This window comes from Armatimonas sp., assembly GCF_964826245.1.
This window is the reverse complement of the sequence record NZ_CBAYMC010000080.1, coordinates 1-16,366: the sequence shown is the minus strand read 5'-3', so window position 1 is coordinate 16,366 and position 16,366 is coordinate 1. Positions and strand designations below refer to the sequence as shown.

Annotated in this window: 16 protein-coding genes; 9 read left to right on the top strand and 7 right to left on the bottom strand. The window is 57.5% G+C overall.

The features are described 5' to 3' along the window. The 5 genes from AC1XOS_RS09780 to AC1XOS_RS09760 all read left to right on the top strand — a co-directional run. A partial coding sequence (locus AC1XOS_RS09780) for a translation factor GTPase family protein (protein ID WP_481962034.1) occupies positions 1–870 on the top strand: 870 nt, incomplete at its 5' end. Positions 871–1,022: 152 nt separating this feature from the next. Then, positions 1,023–1,676, top strand: coding sequence for a DsbA family protein (locus AC1XOS_RS09775; protein ID WP_481962033.1), 654 nt, complete (start codon positions 1,023–1,025; stop codon positions 1,674–1,676). Between the two features lie 471 nt (positions 1,677–2,147). After that, positions 2,148–2,852, top strand: coding sequence for an ankyrin repeat domain-containing protein (locus AC1XOS_RS09770; RefSeq protein WP_481962032.1), 705 nt, complete (start codon positions 2,148–2,150; stop codon positions 2,850–2,852). Positions 2,853–3,032: 180 nt separating this feature from the next. Continuing rightward, positions 3,033–3,776, top strand: a complete 744-nt coding sequence (locus AC1XOS_RS09765) for a hypothetical protein (protein WP_481962031.1) — start codon at positions 3,033–3,035, stop codon at positions 3,774–3,776. Positions 3,777–3,836: 60 nt separating this feature from the next. Continuing rightward, on the top strand, positions 3,837–4,052 hold the full coding sequence (locus AC1XOS_RS09760; RefSeq protein WP_481962030.1) for a hypothetical protein: 216 nt from the start codon (positions 3,837–3,839) through the stop codon (positions 4,050–4,052). Between the two features lie 9 nt (positions 4,053–4,061). On the opposite strand, the gene AC1XOS_RS09755 is transcribed toward AC1XOS_RS09760, so the two are convergent. Further along, positions 4,062–5,444 (bottom strand): type II secretion system protein GspG, encoded by a 1,383-nt coding sequence (locus AC1XOS_RS09755; protein WP_481962029.1) that lies wholly within the window; start codon positions 5,442–5,444, stop codon positions 4,062–4,064. A gap of 75 nt (positions 5,445–5,519) precedes the next feature. Here AC1XOS_RS09755 and AC1XOS_RS09750 point away from each other — a divergent pair, with 75 nt between their 5' ends. Continuing rightward, on the top strand, positions 5,520–5,876 hold the full coding sequence (locus AC1XOS_RS09750) for a CBS domain-containing protein (protein WP_481962028.1): 357 nt from the start codon (positions 5,520–5,522) through the stop codon (positions 5,874–5,876). Here AC1XOS_RS09750 and AC1XOS_RS09745 read toward each other — a convergent pair. Genes AC1XOS_RS09745 through AC1XOS_RS09735 form a run of 3 tightly spaced genes read right to left on the bottom strand, consistent with a single transcriptional unit; the run spans position 5,873 to position 9,677 of the window. Beyond that, positions 5,873–6,643: a DUF72 domain-containing protein gene (locus AC1XOS_RS09745; protein ID WP_481962027.1), complete on the bottom strand. Its 771-nt coding sequence runs from the start codon at positions 6,641–6,643 to the stop codon at positions 5,873–5,875. The two genes, AC1XOS_RS09750 and AC1XOS_RS09745, sit on opposite strands and share 4 nt — an antisense overlap. A 2-nt stretch (positions 6,644–6,645) precedes the next feature. Then, positions 6,646–7,683: a sialidase family protein gene (locus tag AC1XOS_RS09740; RefSeq protein WP_481962026.1), complete on the bottom strand. Its 1,038-nt coding sequence runs from the start codon at positions 7,681–7,683 to the stop codon at positions 6,646–6,648. Beyond that, on the bottom strand, positions 7,680–9,677 hold the full coding sequence (locus AC1XOS_RS09735) for an NAD(+) synthase (protein WP_481962025.1): 1,998 nt from the start codon (positions 9,675–9,677) through the stop codon (positions 7,680–7,682). Before AC1XOS_RS09735 ends, AC1XOS_RS09740 begins: the two co-directional genes overlap by 4 nt. 170 nt (positions 9,678–9,847) lie before the next feature. On the opposite strand from AC1XOS_RS09735, the gene AC1XOS_RS09730 reads away from it, so the two are divergent. Next, positions 9,848–10,837, top strand: a complete 990-nt coding sequence (locus AC1XOS_RS09730) for an ABC transporter ATP-binding protein (protein WP_481962024.1) — start codon at positions 9,848–9,850, stop codon at positions 10,835–10,837. On the opposite strand, the gene AC1XOS_RS09725 is transcribed toward AC1XOS_RS09730, so the two are convergent. The 3 genes from AC1XOS_RS09725 to truB are packed head-to-tail and all read right to left on the bottom strand — an operon-like array spanning position 10,834 to position 13,300. Then, entirely contained in the window at positions 10,834–11,571 is a 738-nt protein-coding gene (locus tag AC1XOS_RS09725; RefSeq protein WP_481962023.1) for a class I SAM-dependent methyltransferase, read from the bottom strand. The two genes, AC1XOS_RS09730 and AC1XOS_RS09725, sit on opposite strands and share 4 nt — an antisense overlap. Continuing rightward, a complete protein-coding gene (gene ribF / locus AC1XOS_RS09720) occupies positions 11,568–12,419 on the bottom strand; it encodes a riboflavin biosynthesis protein RibF (RefSeq protein ID WP_481962022.1) in 852 nt (283 codons plus the stop codon). The genes AC1XOS_RS09725 and ribF overlap by 4 nt, the downstream gene beginning before the upstream one ends. Beyond that, positions 12,416–13,300, bottom strand: a complete 885-nt coding sequence (truB, locus tag AC1XOS_RS09715) for a tRNA pseudouridine(55) synthase TruB (RefSeq protein WP_481962021.1) — start codon at positions 13,298–13,300, stop codon at positions 12,416–12,418. Before truB ends, ribF begins: the two co-directional genes overlap by 4 nt. A 77-nt stretch (positions 13,301–13,377) precedes the next feature. Here truB and AC1XOS_RS09710 point away from each other — a divergent pair, with 77 nt between their 5' ends. Together AC1XOS_RS09710 and AC1XOS_RS09705 are read left to right on the top strand one after the other, a co-directional pair. After that, positions 13,378–15,798: a glycoside hydrolase domain-containing protein gene (locus AC1XOS_RS09710; RefSeq protein ID WP_481962020.1), complete on the top strand. Its 2,421-nt coding sequence runs from the start codon at positions 13,378–13,380 to the stop codon at positions 15,796–15,798. A gap of 136 nt (positions 15,799–15,934) precedes the next feature. Continuing rightward, positions 15,935–16,366, top strand: a 432-nt coding sequence (locus AC1XOS_RS09705) for a Gfo/Idh/MocA family protein (RefSeq protein ID WP_481962019.1), incomplete at its 3' end; no start/stop codon positions are given.

The window sequence follows — 16,366 nt, the reverse complement described above, 5'->3', positions numbered from 1 at the left end:
GAGCCCAAGACCAAGGCCGACCAGGACAAGATGGGTGTTGCCCTCCAGCGACTCTCCGCCGAGGATCCGACCTTCCGTACGTTCACCGACCAGGAGACCGGCCAGACCATTATCCGTGGGATGGGCGAGCTTCACCTGGAGATTCTCGTGGACCGTATGCGTCGCGAGTTTAAAGTGGAGGCCAACCAGGGCACTCCGCAAGTGGCGTACCGTGAGACGATCACCGGCAGCGCAACCGAGCGTGGTTTGTTCAAGAAGCAGACCGGTGGTAAGGGTAAGTTCGGCGACTGTACGCTGATTGTCGAGGCCAACGAGCAGGGTAAGGGCTTCGAGTTCATCAATAAGGTGGTCGGTGGTGCGATTCCGCGTGAGTTTATCCCCGCGGTCCAGAAGGGCTGCGAGGCGACTCTGCTCCACGGCGTTCTCGCAGGCTACCCGGTGGTGGATGTCAAGGCGACTGTCATTGACGGTTCCTACCACGACGTTGACTCGGACGAGATCTCGTTTAGAGAGGCAGGCCGTATGGCGATGCGTGCGGGGATGCAAAAAGCACAGCCCGTGATTCTGGAGCCCATCATGGCCGTGGAAGTGGTCACGCCCGATCAGTTCCTCGGGGACGTGATCGGTGACCTGAACCGCCGCCGTGGAATGATCGAGTCGCAAGAGACGCAGATGGGTGGAATTCGCGCCGTCAAGGCCAAGATTCCGCTCTCGGAGATGTTTGGCTACATCAGCGACCTGCGCTCGATGACCCAAGGCCGCGCCTCCTCGACCATGGAGCCTTCGCACTATGAGATCGTCCCCCGGAACGTCGGTGAGGACATCATGGCAAAGTCCGGTCGTAAGGGCAAGGGCGGCGACGACGAGTAGGCTCGTCCCGTCTCACTCAGCAAAAAAGTCCCAGGAAAATTCCTGGGACTTTTTTTGTCCGAACCTTGCAAATATTCCAGGTATACGATACAGTCTAAACATCGGGGCCTCAGAGACATCGGGGCCTCAGAGACATCTTTAGGAGTGTAGAAATGAGCTCGCCCCAAAAACTTTCTGATGTCAAATTTATTGGCTATGGAAGTATCATTGGCATCTTGTCAGGCTTATCAGTATGGCATTACCAACATAATCATCAAGTAGAGATGATTTCTTTGCCACCACATATAAACCGTCATAATATGGTACTGCCTAATGATTTTTTTCGGGGTAATTTAAGCTCGCCATTTACATTAATTGAATTTGGAAATTATAATTGTAGTGCATGTAAAAATAAATCTAATGATATTTTAGATTTATTGTCTAAATATCCTAAAGAAATAAATTTTGTATTTCGCCATTTACCATTTCAAAAAAACTCAAATAGCAAACGCTTATGTTCTTCCGCAATTTGCGCGTCTCTTCAAGGCAAAGGTTGGCCAGTTCATGATTTCCTGATGGATTATGATTTCATGAAGAATAATTTAACAGATTTAGATATTATTAAAAGATTCAATTTAGATGCTAAATTGTTTCATAATGATCTAAAAAATAAAGCAAAAACAATTTTAGAATCTGATCTGAAATTTGCCGAAAAAATGAAGATAAATTTCTCACCGTTATTCTTATTAATTTATCCCAATGGGCGAATATCAACAACGATTCATATTCCTTCAATAGAAAGAGCAATACTACAAAATAAAAATTAACAAAGGAGATTATATAAAGTGGTTAAAAAAACTTACAAAAGAAGAAAGCCAGAAACATTATGATACGACGGAAGCTAATTATCATGCTATTAACAGCAGCAAGCGTTTTTTGTATGATGTTATATACGATGAATCGAGCAGAGGCTCGCACAGGTGTCTGGAAATGTTGTAACTCAGGTGAAAACAATGGGTGTTCAGGTGGTTTTTTCGAAGCAATTCCAATTCAACCTGCATATCCTGGTGGGCCTTGGGAATTTGAATGGGTTTGTGTAAATGATCTACGTGTTACTTGTGCTCGCGATGCAAATAATAACTGCTTTGTATACTAGTTAGTGGCTCAACGTTTTCGGTGGAGAGTGTTCCCATAAGGCGTACTCTCCGCTGAAAAACTAATTTTTCTGATGGCTAATTACAAGGAAAATTAAATCAATGTATTTATTTAAGGTCGTAAAATTACTGTTCTTCAGTATAATGATATTTGTTCTTTCAAGTTGTCAAAACAAAAAAATGACATCACAAAATATTATAAATAATAACTTAAACATTGATATTAATAAAAAGTACGGATCTAATATAGATAAATTAAATTTATCACTAATTATTACATGTTATCAATATCAAAAATCTGAAGATAAATCTAAAATATTAGAAGAAGTTAAATTATTAATAGAAAAAGGAGCGGATGTAAACATACGAGACAAAAATGGTGTACCTCTATTAATATCTCTATTAGATGATGCTCATTCACCAGAAGTTATACGTCGTCAGAAAAATAAAAATCCTGTATCATGGACACCAGATCTTGTTCTTCTTCTTCTTGAACATAATGTAAATGTCAAAATTAATGTTCAACCAAAAGCGGTAGGTCTCTCCGTATTAGAATTTGCAATCCGTGGAGGTGCAGATGTTTTGCGCCGTGTTTTAGATAAAGGGGCTCCTGTAGAGGGTATGACTCTTATAAGTGGAGGAACTCCTCTATGGCTGGCTGCTTCTAGTAATCAGTATGAATCAGTTCAGCTTCTTATAGATCGTGGAGCAAATCCTAATTATACAAACTCGTCAGGCTTATCTGTCCTTAACGTGGCTGAACAAGCCGCAAACCGGGGTATTGGTGAAGAATCTCTTCAAATCATTAAAGCTGCCATTGTCAAACGTAAGTCTTCAAAACACGAATAAGAACAATGGATTTCAAATAGTTTGCTGGGAATTTTGAATGTCTCCATCGGAATTTTGCATCCTTATAGTGAAGTAAAGGAAGCGTGTGGAAGCCGCAACCAGACGGGCATCGGAAACGTCTTTATCTGCATGGGAAGAATGCCCCTGAGAGGATGAGTGAACAAGGTGGTAACAGAAACGATGAACCCTGAAGCGGCTGCGATGCAGTCTGATGCTGCTGTGAAGAAAGCGCCTCGGCGAAGCCCTGGGCCGGTGCAGGCGACCGACCTTAAAGAACTGAAAAAGACAGAAGAGATCGCGGCGATGGCAGGCCGCGAGCCCTATGCCACTGTGCTGGAGCGCTATGAGATCAGTCGTAGTTTTACTCTGACACTTGCCACAGACAGTGCCCACTGTCGCAAACGCTTTGCAGATGCCATACAGGCGACCGATAAGAAGCGAAGCCAGACCAAAACGGAAGCATCAGGGAAAAAGACACTGGTGCAGCTTGTGCGGAAGGTGCAGGGAGCGGCATCGGCCAAGTATGCTCGCGATGCAGCGCATGCGACCACGCTCAAGGACTACTACATCGGGGTGGAGCTAGCGGCCAATGCAGCGAGTCTGGCACAATACTCTGAGGCGATCCTGGAGAAACTGAGCGAGGACACTCTGCCTGGTATCTCGGCGACCATTGTTACCGCTCTACGGGATGCACGTAACCAGTGGTGGGACGCTCACAAAGGGCAGCAGGCGGCGCAGGACGAAGCCACTCGTGCCCGAGCAGAAGCCCAAGCGCTGCTTGCCACTCTGACAGATCGGCGGATTCGGGTTCAGTATGTCATTGAGTCCGAGTATCCCTACAATGGCGATGCGGAAGAGATCAAGGCCGCACGTGCCGCCTTTGGCCTCCCGGCCACGCGCCCCTTCCGTGTCACGAAGGGCTAGCCCCCTCCCCCCGCAGAATTGCGGGGGAGGTTTTTCTTTTTGAGCCCCGACAATCTCGGTATGAAAGTTACCAATCAGCTCTCAGCAACGGGTGTGTTAATTGCCTTTATCGAGCGCGACGCCGCACTCTACGCCCGTGTCCGTTTTGCAACGCACCGAGGCCAGCCCGTGGAGTTCGTCTCCTCAACACCCGTCCTCAGTGAGAGCCAGTTTGTCGGGGATTACGTGGGAGTCAGCTATCGCCCCGAGCAGCCTGAGGGAGCGTGGATTTCGTAAACCAGCCCCCTAGTACGTGTTCACCCGCGCCACTAGATCGCCCTCGTCGTTGGTCTGGACATAGCGGCTTACCGTTCCATCGGCTTTCTTGACCGCCCATCCGTTGTCATCGTCGCCATCGGGGCCGCACGACCAGAGCGTGAGCGTGTCGCCCACCTCGCGCCGGTAGCCAAACGACTGTCCAAAGCGCATCGCATAGGGATCGTCGGGGAGGGCTTTGAGATAGCCGCTGGTGACGAGCTCTTCAAGGGTGGCGGGATAGCTACCTTTTTCTAACCGATACGCGCGAAGGGCAAGGTAGACCCGTGCCAGGGCTGTCTCCGCACAGGTCGAGGTGTCTTTGTGGCCGGCTTGCTGGAACAGCGGTAGGATCATCTGATTTATTGGGTCGGTGGGCATGCGGGGGCCGAGACGCTTGGGATCGTAGGGGAGCTTGGTCTGTGCGGCCAGCTCGGTCATGTAGCGCCCGCTCTCGGCAAAGATTCCTTTTTTCGTGTGCCAGACAAACAGCCCCGTCATCGCTACCTGACTTCCAAACAGCTTGGCACGGTCCAGCGCGCTAGGCTTCTCCGACTCCTCCCCCATCATGGCACCGGTCACCGTGGCCGCCTCGTCGATTTGGGAAAAGTACGACGATGTGTACTGCCAGGCGTTGGAGTTTTTGAAGTTCACGTAGGTATTGGCTTGACTAAAGTCGCGCTCATTCAGGAGTACGCTCTCAAAGGAATAGCGTGTTGGCTCCAGCGCTTCCAGCCGCGCGACAGCCGCCCGCGCGGTCTTTGCATCCAGCTTATCTACCCGCTCCCAGAGCGCTTTTCGCCCGATTGCCTCGCAGGCAACACCCACTAGATTCCCCATGAGCTGGCTCCGGTGTGAGACGAGCGTGCCCAGTTTGATCGCATCCACCGCGCACCGGCCCGCTTCGTCGTTCTGGCCTAAGTCCGCGTAGGTTCGGCTGGCAAACATCAGAAGCCGGGCGAGTTCCCGGAACTCTGCGAAATGAGGGAAGTTATCGGCAAGTGCCTGGACATCGCCGGGTTTCCGGGGAGTGGCGAACTCCTGGGTCAGCGCTTCGCGTAGCTTGGCAATCGTGGCCTGGTTCTTCTCCAGCAAGGCCTTTCGGTCTTCCAGTGGCCCTAGTGGATAGATGTATTTCCGCGTTTTCTCGTCGTAGTGGCTCTCGGGATTGACGGCAGCCTTGCCGAGCTTGCTGACTTCGAGCTTCCTCGCCTCCGTGAGCGTGTCGTAGGCATTGGGCGAAGGCAGCTTCCACTCGGGGATTTTGTACTCCGGGGCGGCGTTGCCCCGAATCCAGAGAACGCCACCCAGCCCGATAAGAACGGCGAGGGTAGTGCCACAGCCCAGCTTGAGACCACGTTTTACTTTGCTCATGGGGTGTAAGACGTAAGTGATGGCATTTGGTTACGCCTTGCAGGAAAATTGCCGGGAAAAGCCGAAATTTAGCCCATGACCACACTTGCTGATGTCACCCTTCAGACCGTTCCCGTTGTTGATCCCCAGAGCAGCCTCGCCGAGGCCATTGAGCTACTAAAAGCCGACCCGCTCCAGACCGTGGTGCTGGTGGGCGATGAGATGTACATGGGCATTCTCAACGCCGTGATGCTGGAGTCCTCGCTGATTCCCACGGGCGTGGATCTTGCGACCCTCCAAGTGGGGCCCTACGTGCGCCCCACCCGCCCCCTTCACCCCGACACCACTCTTGAAGAAGCACGAGCCGCGCTGGAGCGCAAGGGCGTTCTGGCACTGCCCGTCGTGGCGGGCAATGTCTACCAAGGCGTCGTCACCCATGCCGAGCTGGGCTAGAACAAACTCATCTGCTGCTGGCCGGGCGGTGTGGGTAGCGAGAGGCTGAGGCGTTTTCGTAGCTCGAAAAGCGTGGCGGGGGCGTGGCCTTCGTAGTAGTTCCGGACATGGACATAGACCGGGCCGGTGGCGTTTTTGAGCAGCTCAGCCCAGTGGTCTAGCTCAGTGTCTTTGAGGATCACCCGCTGATCGAAGCGCTCGACGCTGTTTTCTTCTCCTAAAAGCCGTAGGTAGGTGAGCGTTGCTCCCGGCACGGCGACGCGATCCGTAGTGGCAAGCTGCATCCCACGCTCCGTGAGTTGGGAAGCGATCTCCGTCTGCTGCCAGCCGCTCTCGCGCAGCTCGACTGTTAAGGGGAAGGCGTGCTCTGCGAGCCCATCCGCAAAAATAAGTAAGTTGCGCAGCTCGTCGGGGCCAAAGTCGGGCGGGAGCTGGAGCACGAGCCGTCCGAGTTTCTCACCGAGTCCCGCTTGCATAAGTGTCGCAAAGTCCCGCGCCTCTTTCACCGACGCGGGCCCGACCAAGCGCCGCTCGTGCGTGACCAGCTTGGGGACTTTGGCGGAGACCTTAAAGCCTGTTGGGGTCTGCCGATCCCACTGCGTAAGAGTGATCTCTTTGGGGGGCGCGTAGAAAGTGGTGTCCAGCTCAATCGCATCGAAGACTTTTGTATACTCGGCCAGCAGGCGCGTGTCGGGCGTTCCGAGAGCGTAGAACGGCCCGCGCCAGTCCGGGTAGCTCCAGCCCATCGTCCCAAAGTAAAGCTTCAAGATTACGCCTCTGCCAGAATCTCTTTGAGAGTGAAGCGAGCGAGCGTGAGGGTCTCGTACGCGCCTTTCTCGCCGCACTCATAAAGGCACGCAAGGGTGTTGCGCTTCAGCACCGCTAGATCCGAGTAGGCGCTCGGGCCGCTGTGCAGGGTTAGCCGCCGCTCCCAAGTCTTGCCGTCGTCGTTGCTGGCACGCACCGTGAGGTTTTTGCGCCCCTCACGGCTGGCGGGATTGGAGAAGAGAATCGTCTTCTTATCGGCGCGGCGGACACTCGCCTGGCAGATGGGCTCGATGAGGGAGAAATCGGGTCGCTGCTCGCTCCAGGTCAGTCCGCCATCTTTACTGACCGCGACCTGCCGCGCCCGTGAGGCAGGGTCGTAGCTACGCATATTGAGCAAGAGGCTACCGTCGGTGCGCTCGACCACCTGGCACTCATTGACCTGATCGCGGGGCGTGGTTCCACCTAGCTTCCAGCTTGCTCCACGGTCGTCGCTGTAGATAATATGCGAAAAATAGCGCTTGGTCTTGGCCTCGATATGGTCGCAGGGGATCACCAAGCGCCCGCTTTTCTGCAGTTGAATCCCCGCCCCTGGCCCTGTGGCATACCACGTCCACGCGGGGAGCTTGACATCCACCGTGATCTCTTTGGGAGTCGCCCAGGTCAGGCCCTCATCCACAGACGAGGTGACAAAAACGCGGCGCGTGTCTTTACTCGTCTGGGCGATAATCTGCGGCTCCTTATCGTCGCCCCGGTTCCAGGTCAGCAGCAGCCAGATCGTCCCCGTTTGTAGATCCACTACCGGCGCGGGGTTGCCACAGGTGTTGCCTGCATCGGCCCAGACCACCTGCTGCTCGCTCCAGCTTGTGCCGTTGTCGGTGGAGCGGCGCAGGAGAATCTCAATGGCTCCGCTGTCGCCTGCCCCGGCACGCCGCCCCTCACAGAATGCCAGAACGGTACCTTTTTTCGTCACTGCCAGCGCCGGAATCCGGTAGGACTTGTAGCCACCCTGGCCACTTTTCCATAAAACCTCTTGAGTCATGGCACATTCATCCTTAGCTCTTCTAACCATAATATCGCTTCCGAGTCCGAGGGGGCACGCCAGTCGCCTCTTGGGGAGAGGCTACCGCCACTGCCAACTTTGGGGCCGTTGGGGACGCACGTTCGCTTGAACTGGCTGGTCTTGAAGAAGCGCCACAGAAAGGCTTCAAGCCATTTTTTGATGGTCGGCAAGTCGTAGGAGTCCCCGACTGATGCCGACAGATAGGCGACTTTACTCGGGGTGAAGCCAAAGCGCGTGATGTAGTAGAGGTTGAAGTCTTGGAGTGCGTATGGCCCGATCTTCTCCTCGGTCTTTTGCGCAGGCTGACTATTATTATCGCCGCCGGGGATAAGCTCGGGGGAGATCTCGGTGTCGGCGATGCTGATGAGAATGCGGCTGGCCTCCTCGCCAAAGAGATTTTTCGCGGCCACCCAGCGAATGAGATACTGGATAAGCGTTTTCGGTACCGAGGCGTTCACGTTGTAGTGGCTCATGTGATCCCCGACGCCGTAGGTACACCAGCCGAGTGCTAGTTCGGACAGATCACCGGTTCCTAAAACAATGCCATTGTGGAAGTTGGCGAGGCGGAAGAGATGGCTGGTGCGCTCGCCCGCTTGCACGTTCTCAAACGTAATATCGTAGACCGGCTCGCCGCCATGAAACGGGTGGCCCAGATCCTTGAGCATCTGAAGGCACGACGGGCGAATGTCCAGCTCCGTGGCCGTGACGCCCAGCGCTTGCATCAAAGCATGGGCATTGCTTTTTGTGTGGTCGCTCGTGGCAAAGCCGGGCATGGTGTAGGCGAGGATATTGGTGCGGGGCAGGCCCAGCTTGTCCATGGTGTTGCAGGCGACAATCAGAGCGTGGGTCGAGTCTAGGCCGCCGCTCACTCCAATCACAATTTTTTCTATTTTTGCACTCTGAAGTCGCTTATGCAGGCCGTGCACCTGAATGTTATAGGCTTCGTAGCAGTGGGCATCGCGGACGGCGGCGTTATCTGGCACAAAGGGAAAGCGCTCGATGTGGCGCAAGATCTTTGTCTCGCTTGCAGGCGGCTCAAAGGAAAACGGGATACGGCGCATGGCCGCGAGTTTCTCGCGCTGGTCGTGCACTGAGTCGGCAAAGCTGGTCTGGCGCAGGCGCTCTTGCACGAGGCGCTCTAGGTCAATATCCGCAAGAATTAGGTCCTCGTCATCGGAGAAGCGCTCGGACTCGGCCAGCTTCTCGCCGTTTTCGTAGATCAGCGCGTGGCCGTCCCAGGCGAGATCGTTGGTGCTCTCCCCCGGCCCCGCCGCCGAGTAGAGATAGGCCGACAGGCAGCGCGAGGACTGGCCCGCCGCCAGCGCTTTTCGGTACTCGGCTTTTCCCACCGTGATATTGCTCGCTGAGAGATTGGCCAGCACGGTTGCTCCGGCAAGCGCTCCAAACGTCGAGGGCGGCAACGGCGTCCAGACATCCTCACAGATCTCGACGTGCAGGGCAAAGTCAGGGAGATTGGTGCAGGTAAAAACCAAGTCTGAGCCCAGTGGCACGCAGCTCCCGAAAAGCGCGACTTCTTTTGCGGTCACATCACGGCCCGACGCAAACTGGCGCTTTTCGTAGAACTCACGGTAGTTGGGCAGGTAGGTCTTGGGAACCAGCCCCAGGAGCCTCCCCTTCTGCACCACCGCACAGACATTAAGCAGCCGACTCTCCACCCGCAGTGGTAGCCCGACGAGGAGCACTGTCTCCCACGCCGCGCTCGCCGCGATCACTTGCGCCAGAGCTTTCTCCGTGGCATCGAGAAGTGCGGTTTGGTGAAAGAGATCATCGCAAGTGTACGCCGAGAGCCCCAGCTCCGGAAAAAGCGCCACTGCCGCGTGCTCTTGGGCAGCACGCTCGGCAAGTGCAATCGTCCGCTCAGCGTTGTAGGCGGGATCAGCGACGCGCACAAAGGGAACACAGACCGCCGCCCGGACAAAGCCGTGGCGGTAAGGCGTAAAGAACGGCAACATGATGTTATCTTACCTCAATTCTATTTCGTGTTATTTTGACACTTTAATAACTAACAAAGTTGCAACACTTTCTCACCACAGAATCCCGCTCAAGGGCTTTAGGGATACGGCTTGCCTACCGATACTTTTAGCAGGTGTCTTTCGACACCCCCATTTCAGGAGGCTAGCAGATGCCGGATACAGCGGCACCAGACAACGACATCGTCCTGGATATCCAGAATATCCATCGGCTCTACGAACCCACTCATGCTCTAAAGGGAGTAAGCTTTCAGGCACGTCGCGGTGAGGTTCTCGCACTCGTTGGCCCCACTGGTGCCGGTAAGACCACGCTAGGAGCCATTATCGCCCAGCGTGAGAAGCCCGACATGGGGAAAGTTCTCTACTACTTGGATGAGGGCCAGACCGAGGAGCCCGATCCTTCTCAGATTGGATTCTTCCCCGGCGACAGTAGCTACTACATGAGCCTCGCCGTGGAGCGCTTGCTCTACCATGCCGCCACCCGAAAAGGACTCTCCGGTGGTGAGGCGGCGGAGGCAACCCAGTACTGGCTGGATCGCCTAGGAGCCACGAGCCGTCCGAACATGCCGCTCGCCAGCTTCTCGAAAGGCAACCAGCAGAAGATTCAGTTCGCCGAGTCCGTGCTCCATGGCCCGAGCATTGTCTACCTGGATGAGCCCTTTAATGGCCTCGATCCGGTGAACCAGGAGTGGTTTATCGGGCTGATCCGTGAGCTACAAGAGACTGGGATGACGATTCTTATCAGCGACCACCACATGCATCTTTTAGAGCGCATTGCGGATCGGATTCTGATCATGCACCAGGGCAGACTTGTCGCCGATGGGACGCTCCCAACCCTGCGCCAGCGCTCGCAAGTCGGCCTAAGTGTTCGGCTACGCGTCGTGGATCCGATGGCAGTGGATCTTAAGCCCTTCAAAGACCACCCCGCAATTCGCTCCGTGGAGCGCACGGCGAGCGGTGATATTCGCATGCTGGTCAGTGCCGCCGTCCCACGCAACGATGTCCTGAACTTCGCCAAGCAGCGCCTACGCCTTACCGAGATCCTCGCCGAGCCCGCCAGCCTGCACGATATCTATGTCACGGTTTTCTCTGTCCAGAGCGCCGATACCGAGCTCAACGACGCGATCCAAGCCGCCGCCTAATCGGGTTTTCTCGCGACGGCGAAGACGGTGAGGCCGAAGGGCAGGCTTGTCCGCAGTGCCAGCCTTGCCTCCGCATCGAGGAGCCGTCGCAGGATTCCATTGAGAGGCTCGGGGGTGGGCCGGGCATCGGCATGAGGGACGGTGTCTTTTTTCTGGAGCGCGTTTTGTAGCTTCCGCACCACCCAAACGGCGGGCAGAAGTAAGGAGACCGTGTAGGAGAGCTGCTCGATCTGGAGCCCCGCGCCCTCTAGCAAGCGCCGCACTTCCTCCGCCCGGTAGCGCCGCTGGTGCATCAGAGCGACATCGTGGCCACTCCAGAGCGCCTGGTAGGCAGGCACCGTCACCACGGCAACGCCCCCCGGCTTGAGCGCCCGCGCCAGCTCACGCGCCGCGAGGGTATCGTCGGGGATGTGCTCGAGAACGTCCAGCGCAATCGCCGCATCGAAGCTCTCTTCGGCAAAGGGTAGCGCGGTCGCCGAGGCCAGCACAAGGTTTTCATGCCCCCGCTCTCGACACAGAGACAGCGCCAGCGGCTCCAAGTCCAGCCCGACCGGCTGGGCAAACTCACGCAGACGGTCCAGCGTTCCGCCGGTACCACAGCCCATGTCCAGTGTGAGGGGATTTTCGGTCTTGCAAAAGCGCTTCAGGGCCGCGCAGATCAGGTTGCGCCGCGCGACAAACCACCAGTGGCGGTCTTCCAAGCGCCGCATCTGAAGATAGTAGTCCCGGTTCATGCCAGCACTCGCTCCACATCTATTGCCATTTGCACCAGCAGCGCCTCTAAGCTATCGAACTTTACTGTCCCCCGTAGAAACTGCACAAACGCGAGCGTGAGGGTTTGCCCATAAATCTCTTCGTCAAAGCCGTCCCGTAAGAACGCCTCGACGGTCAAGAGGCCATTGTCGGTGACGGTTGGATTGGTGCCAATAGAGATCGCAGCGCGGAAAGTGCGGCCATCGGCAAGAGTCGCCTGGCCGGCATAGACTCCCGCAGCCGGGATCAGCACCGCAGGGTGCGCGGCGAGGTTTGCCGTCGGGTAGCCAATCGTGCGGCCCAGCTTGCGCCCGTGCACGACCTCGCCCGTCAGCGTGTAAGGTCGGCCTAGTAAGCGCGTCGCCTCGCTCACCTGCCCGCCTGCCAGCATCTGCCGGATCACGGTAGAGCGTGCCGGAACTCCCTCAACAAAGACACCGGGCACCACCGCCACCTTCAGCCCCGCTGCCTGAAGCGCCGCAACATCGCCGCGACGCTCATAGCCAAAGCGAAAGTCCTCCCCGACGACGACTAGCTCGGGCTGGTGTGGTTTTAGAACACTCTCGATAAAAGCGTCGGGCGTGAGGGCGGCAAAGGCATGGTCAAAGGCAATGACCTGAACTCTGTCCGCACCGTACTCTTGGAGCCGTGCCACACGCTCATCGAGTGTCCCGAGCAGCTTAGGCGTGCGCCCCGGCGAGAGCAGTGCCGCGGGGTGTGGGTCAAAGGTCAGCGCCCGCACGGGCAAGCCACTGGCTTTTGCCGTTTTCAGAAGCGCCTGGTGCCCGCGATGAACCCCGTCAAAAACCCCGATGGTCAGTGCCGTCATTCCGCAAAGACCTTGAAGGGCTGCCAGTGCCCGCCCTCCCAGCGCAACAGTGCGAGCAGGCGTTCGTTGTCGAGTGCCGCGCACTCGCTCCCCTCTGCGGGGGTACCCTCCTCCCCCCTGCCCCCTCCTCCCAATCCTGGGAGGAGAGGTAAGGAGGGGGAGAGAATCACTTTCCCTAACTTTAGCTCAGCGGCATCATGGTCACTGACGGTGATGGTCGGCCAGCCGAGCGCCTCGTGCATGGGGAGGAGCTTCTCTTCGGTAATATCATCCAGCCCGATGGCATCGGCCAGGTGGTAGGGCCCGACGGCTTCGCGTGCCAGGGTTGCCATATGAGCAGGGAGATTCAGTGCCGCTCCAATGTCTTTGCAGAGCGTGCGGATATATGTCCCTCCGCCACACGTCACACGAATCGTGGCACTTGCAACGAGTTCGATGGCATGGATAGTGATCGTGCGAGCCTCACGCTCCACGGTGATTCCCTGGCGTGCCAGATCGTAGAGGCGCTGGCCGTTGTGGTGGAGAGCGGAGACCATCGGGGGCACTTGCTGAATCTCTCCAACAAAACGGGGGAGCACACGACGGAGCGCCTCTTCCGTTAGCCCAGACACATCGGCTTGCTCCGTGACGGTTCCACTGGCATCCTCCGTGTCCGTGGCAGTGCCAAAGCCAATCGTCGCCAGATAAACCTTGGGCTCCAGTGAGAGATGAGGCAGCAAGCGTGTCGCCTGACCTACCGCCACCAGCAACACTCCCGTCGCATCGGGATCGAGCGTCCCCGCATGCCCCACCCGCTTTATCTTCAGCGTCCGCCGCACTCGGCTCACCACATCGTGGCTCGTCATCCCAGCGGGCTTGTGAATATTCAGAAATCCGTCCATGCAATCATGCGCGGCCCTCAGCGGGCAGCTTGCATCAGTGTACCACTCTCTGTATTACCGTTATAATAGAAACCATTATGGGAGTTGCTGTCATTCTTGTCTTCACTGGCCCCCGCGAGCGCCCGATCCGTCGCGTAGACGCGCCGCCGTCCACGCCAAATCCGACCTTCACCGGAGCCGCGCGGCCCGGCGAGTTTTTCGTCTTTCAGGTCGCGCTGGTGGCGAGCATGGGCGGCGGTGAAGTGGGGTTTGTGCCGGGCGCACTCGGGGCGATTCCCGCAAGTGCGATGCGCTGCCTGAGTCTGGGCGGCGTGGATGCACAAGGCAGGGCATTTACGAAGCGGCTGTCCCTCGAGCCAGGCAAGACCCAGGTGCTCTGGGTCGGGGTGGAAGTCCCCAAGTCGGCGCAGGGCCAGTGCGCAGGAACACTAACCGTCACGGTTGGGGCGGAGCGGGTGCCGGTGGAGGTGGTGCTCACCGTTACGGGCAAGCCCCTCGACGACCACGGCGACTCGGTGGCGGCGAACCTCTCCCGCCTGCGCTGGCTGGACTCCACGGCGGGGTCAGAGCCAACTGTGACCAAGCCCTTTCTTCCTGTACAGGTCTCGGGCACGAAGGTGAAAGTCCTCGGGCGGCAGCTGACACTGGGCAGTGATGGCTTGCCCGCACAGATCGAGAGCGCGTTCAATGGCAGCAACACCAAGCTCGGCAAGCCCACCCCGCTCCTCGCCGCTCCGATGCGCTTTGTGGTGGAGACGGCCAGCAGGCAAGCCGTCTGGACCAGCAAGCGCGGCAAGCTCACCCGCACCGAGACGCAGGCAACCTGGTCAGCGACCAACCGAGCATCCGGCCTCACGCTGGAGATAACCGGGCGGCTGGACTACACGGGCTCCGGCACGCTGACGATGCGACTGACGGCGGACAAAACCACCGACGTGCGGGAGATCGCGCTGGTGGTCCCACTGCTCCCCGAGCGGGCCAAGCTGATGATGGGCCTCGGAAAGCAGGGCGGCACGGCTCCCAAGAGCTGGAGCTGGAAGTGGGACACAAAAAAGCACCAGGACGCGCTCTGGCTGGGCGAGGTCAATGCGGGGCTGATGCTGCGTCTCAAGGGGGCAAACTTCCGCCGCCCACTGGTCAATATCTACTACGGCTTCCAGCCGCTGAACTTGCCCGAGAGCTGGGGAACGGGCGGCGTGCAGGTCGAGAACGGGACGATCCGGGCATTCTCCGGTCCACGCACCCTCGCCGCCGGCGAGACGCTGGACTTCACCGTGGATTTCTATCTGACCCCCTTCAAGCTTCTCAACACCGAGGCGCAGTGGCACGACCGCTACATTCATCTCGGCGGTTCCAAGTCCCCTGAGCCACACGAGAAAGCCGTGGCGGAGATGGACGACAAGCGCGGCCCCAACGTCCTCAATGTCCACCAAGCCACGTTTTTCTCACCCTACATCAACTACCCCTACGCCGACGCGTCGTTTAGTGCCTTGCAAAAACTCACCCAGGCGGCGCACACGAAGAACACCCGGGTGAAGGTCTACTACACCACCCGCGAGATCACGCAGAACATGCCCGAGCTGATCCCGCTGCATAGTCTCAATGGCGAGGTGATTGTCGCCGGGCCGGGGAAAAACGCCAAGACCCTGCTCCACCCCAACGGCCCCCACCCCTGGCTGACCGAAAATCTCGGGGAGGACTTTATCCCCGCCTGGCAAGACAAAGTCGGTGGCCCCTACGCCGAGCTGGACCTCTCGGTGATCACGACCCCAGACTCGCGCTGGAACAACTTCTATCTCGAAGGTCTGAAATGGCTCTGTGAGAAAGCGGATATTGATGGTGTCTATATCGACGATGCCGCGCTCGACTCCCACAGCCTCGCCCGCGCCCGGCGGATTTTAGACATGCGCCCCCAGCGCCTGATCGACTTCCACACCTGGAACCACTTCAACGACTGGGCAGGCTATGGCACCAACCTCGTGATCTACCAGGAGTTTCTGCCCTACCTCGACCGCCTCTGGATCGGGGAGGGCTTCCCTGCCAAAGACGCCGCCCCGGACTACTGGCTGACAGAAATGAGCGGGATTCCCTTTGGCATGCTGAGCGAGATGCTCGACGGTGCCCATCCCTGGCGCGGCCTGCTCTTTGGCGAGACCGCCCGCCTCCCCTGGTCCGGCGATCCCCGCCCGCTCTGGAAGGCCTTCGATGACTACGGCATCAAAAACACCGAGATGATCGGCTTCTGGGACGATGCTTGCCCGGTCAAGACCAACCACCCCGACGTCCGCGCGACGGTCTACAAAGCCAAAGATCGGCTACTCATCGCTCTCGCAAGCTGGGCAAAAACCGATGTCTCTGTCACGCTTACGCTCCCCAAAAACATCCAAACCCTCCACGCTGCCGCCATCGCAAACTTCCAGCCCGAGGCAAATTTTGCGGCAGGCACTCCCATTCCGATTCCCGCAGGGAAGGGACTGTTTCTCCTCGCCGCCCCATGAAATGGGGCGTCTGCAATAGCCTGCGGCTGCGAAGCCCGTTCCGGGCTAGCCGCCGCAGGCTATTGCAGACGCCGGTTTCCAACCGGCGGAAACGTCGGAAAAGGAAATCCCCCCGTCGCCGCCGAACGGTAGTGGCATGAGCGATGAGAAGACAACGGACGATTACGCGCTGAAGGCGAGCGTCCAGCAGAGTGTGGCCGCGCCGGAGCTGCCCTACCTGCCCCCCAAACCCAAGGCGTACTCCCCGAAGATCGGGCTCATTGCCTGCGGGGGGATCACCCAAGCGCACCTCAGCGCGTACTCGGCGCAGGGCTACAACGTCGTGGCCCTCTGCGATGTCGATATCGAAAAAGCCGAGAAGCGCCGCGCTGAGCTCTACCCCGAGGCGCGGGTGACAACGGACTTTGCAGACATTCTACGCGATCCCGAGATCGAGGTCGTGGATATCGCGTCACACCCGCACGAGCGCCTGCCACTGGTCGAGGCGGCACTGATGGCCAAGAAGCACGTGCTCTCGCAGAAGCCTTTTGTGCTCTCGCTTGACGAGGGCGAGCGGCTCTGTGATCTG

Coding starts and splice junctions, on each gene's coding strand:
- AC1XOS_RS09760 (WP_481962030.1), top strand. CDS start 3,837: ATGAAAGTTACCAATCAGCTCTCAGCAACGGGTGTGTTAATTGCCTTT.
- ribF (WP_481962022.1), bottom strand. CDS start 12,419: ATGACGGCACTGACCATCGGGGTTTTTGACGGGGTTCATCGCGGGCAC.
- AC1XOS_RS09740 (WP_481962026.1), bottom strand. CDS start 7,683: ATGACTCAAGAGGTTTTATGGAAAAGTGGCCAGGGTGGCTACAAGTCC.
- AC1XOS_RS09765 (WP_481962031.1), top strand. CDS start 3,033: ATGAACCCTGAAGCGGCTGCGATGCAGTCTGATGCTGCTGTGAAGAAA.
- AC1XOS_RS09770 (WP_481962032.1), top strand. CDS start 2,148: ATGATATTTGTTCTTTCAAGTTGTCAAAACAAAAAAATGACATCACAA.
- AC1XOS_RS09775 (WP_481962033.1), top strand. CDS start 1,023: ATGAGCTCGCCCCAAAAACTTTCTGATGTCAAATTTATTGGCTATGGA.
- AC1XOS_RS09735 (WP_481962025.1), bottom strand. CDS start 9,677: ATGTTGCCGTTCTTTACGCCTTACCGCCACGGCTTTGTCCGGGCGGCG.
- truB (WP_481962021.1), bottom strand. CDS start 13,300: ATGGACGGATTTCTGAATATTCACAAGCCCGCTGGGATGACGAGCCAC.
- AC1XOS_RS09730 (WP_481962024.1), top strand. CDS start 9,848: ATGCCGGATACAGCGGCACCAGACAACGACATCGTCCTGGATATCCAG.
- AC1XOS_RS09725 (WP_481962023.1), bottom strand. CDS start 11,571: ATGAACCGGGACTACTATCTTCAGATGCGGCGCTTGGAAGACCGCCAC.
- AC1XOS_RS09710 (WP_481962020.1), top strand. CDS start 13,378: ATGGGAGTTGCTGTCATTCTTGTCTTCACTGGCCCCCGCGAGCGCCCG.
- AC1XOS_RS09750 (WP_481962028.1), top strand. CDS start 5,520: ATGACCACACTTGCTGATGTCACCCTTCAGACCGTTCCCGTTGTTGAT.
- AC1XOS_RS09755 (WP_481962029.1), bottom strand. CDS start 5,444: ATGAGCAAAGTAAAACGTGGTCTCAAGCTGGGCTGTGGCACTACCCTC.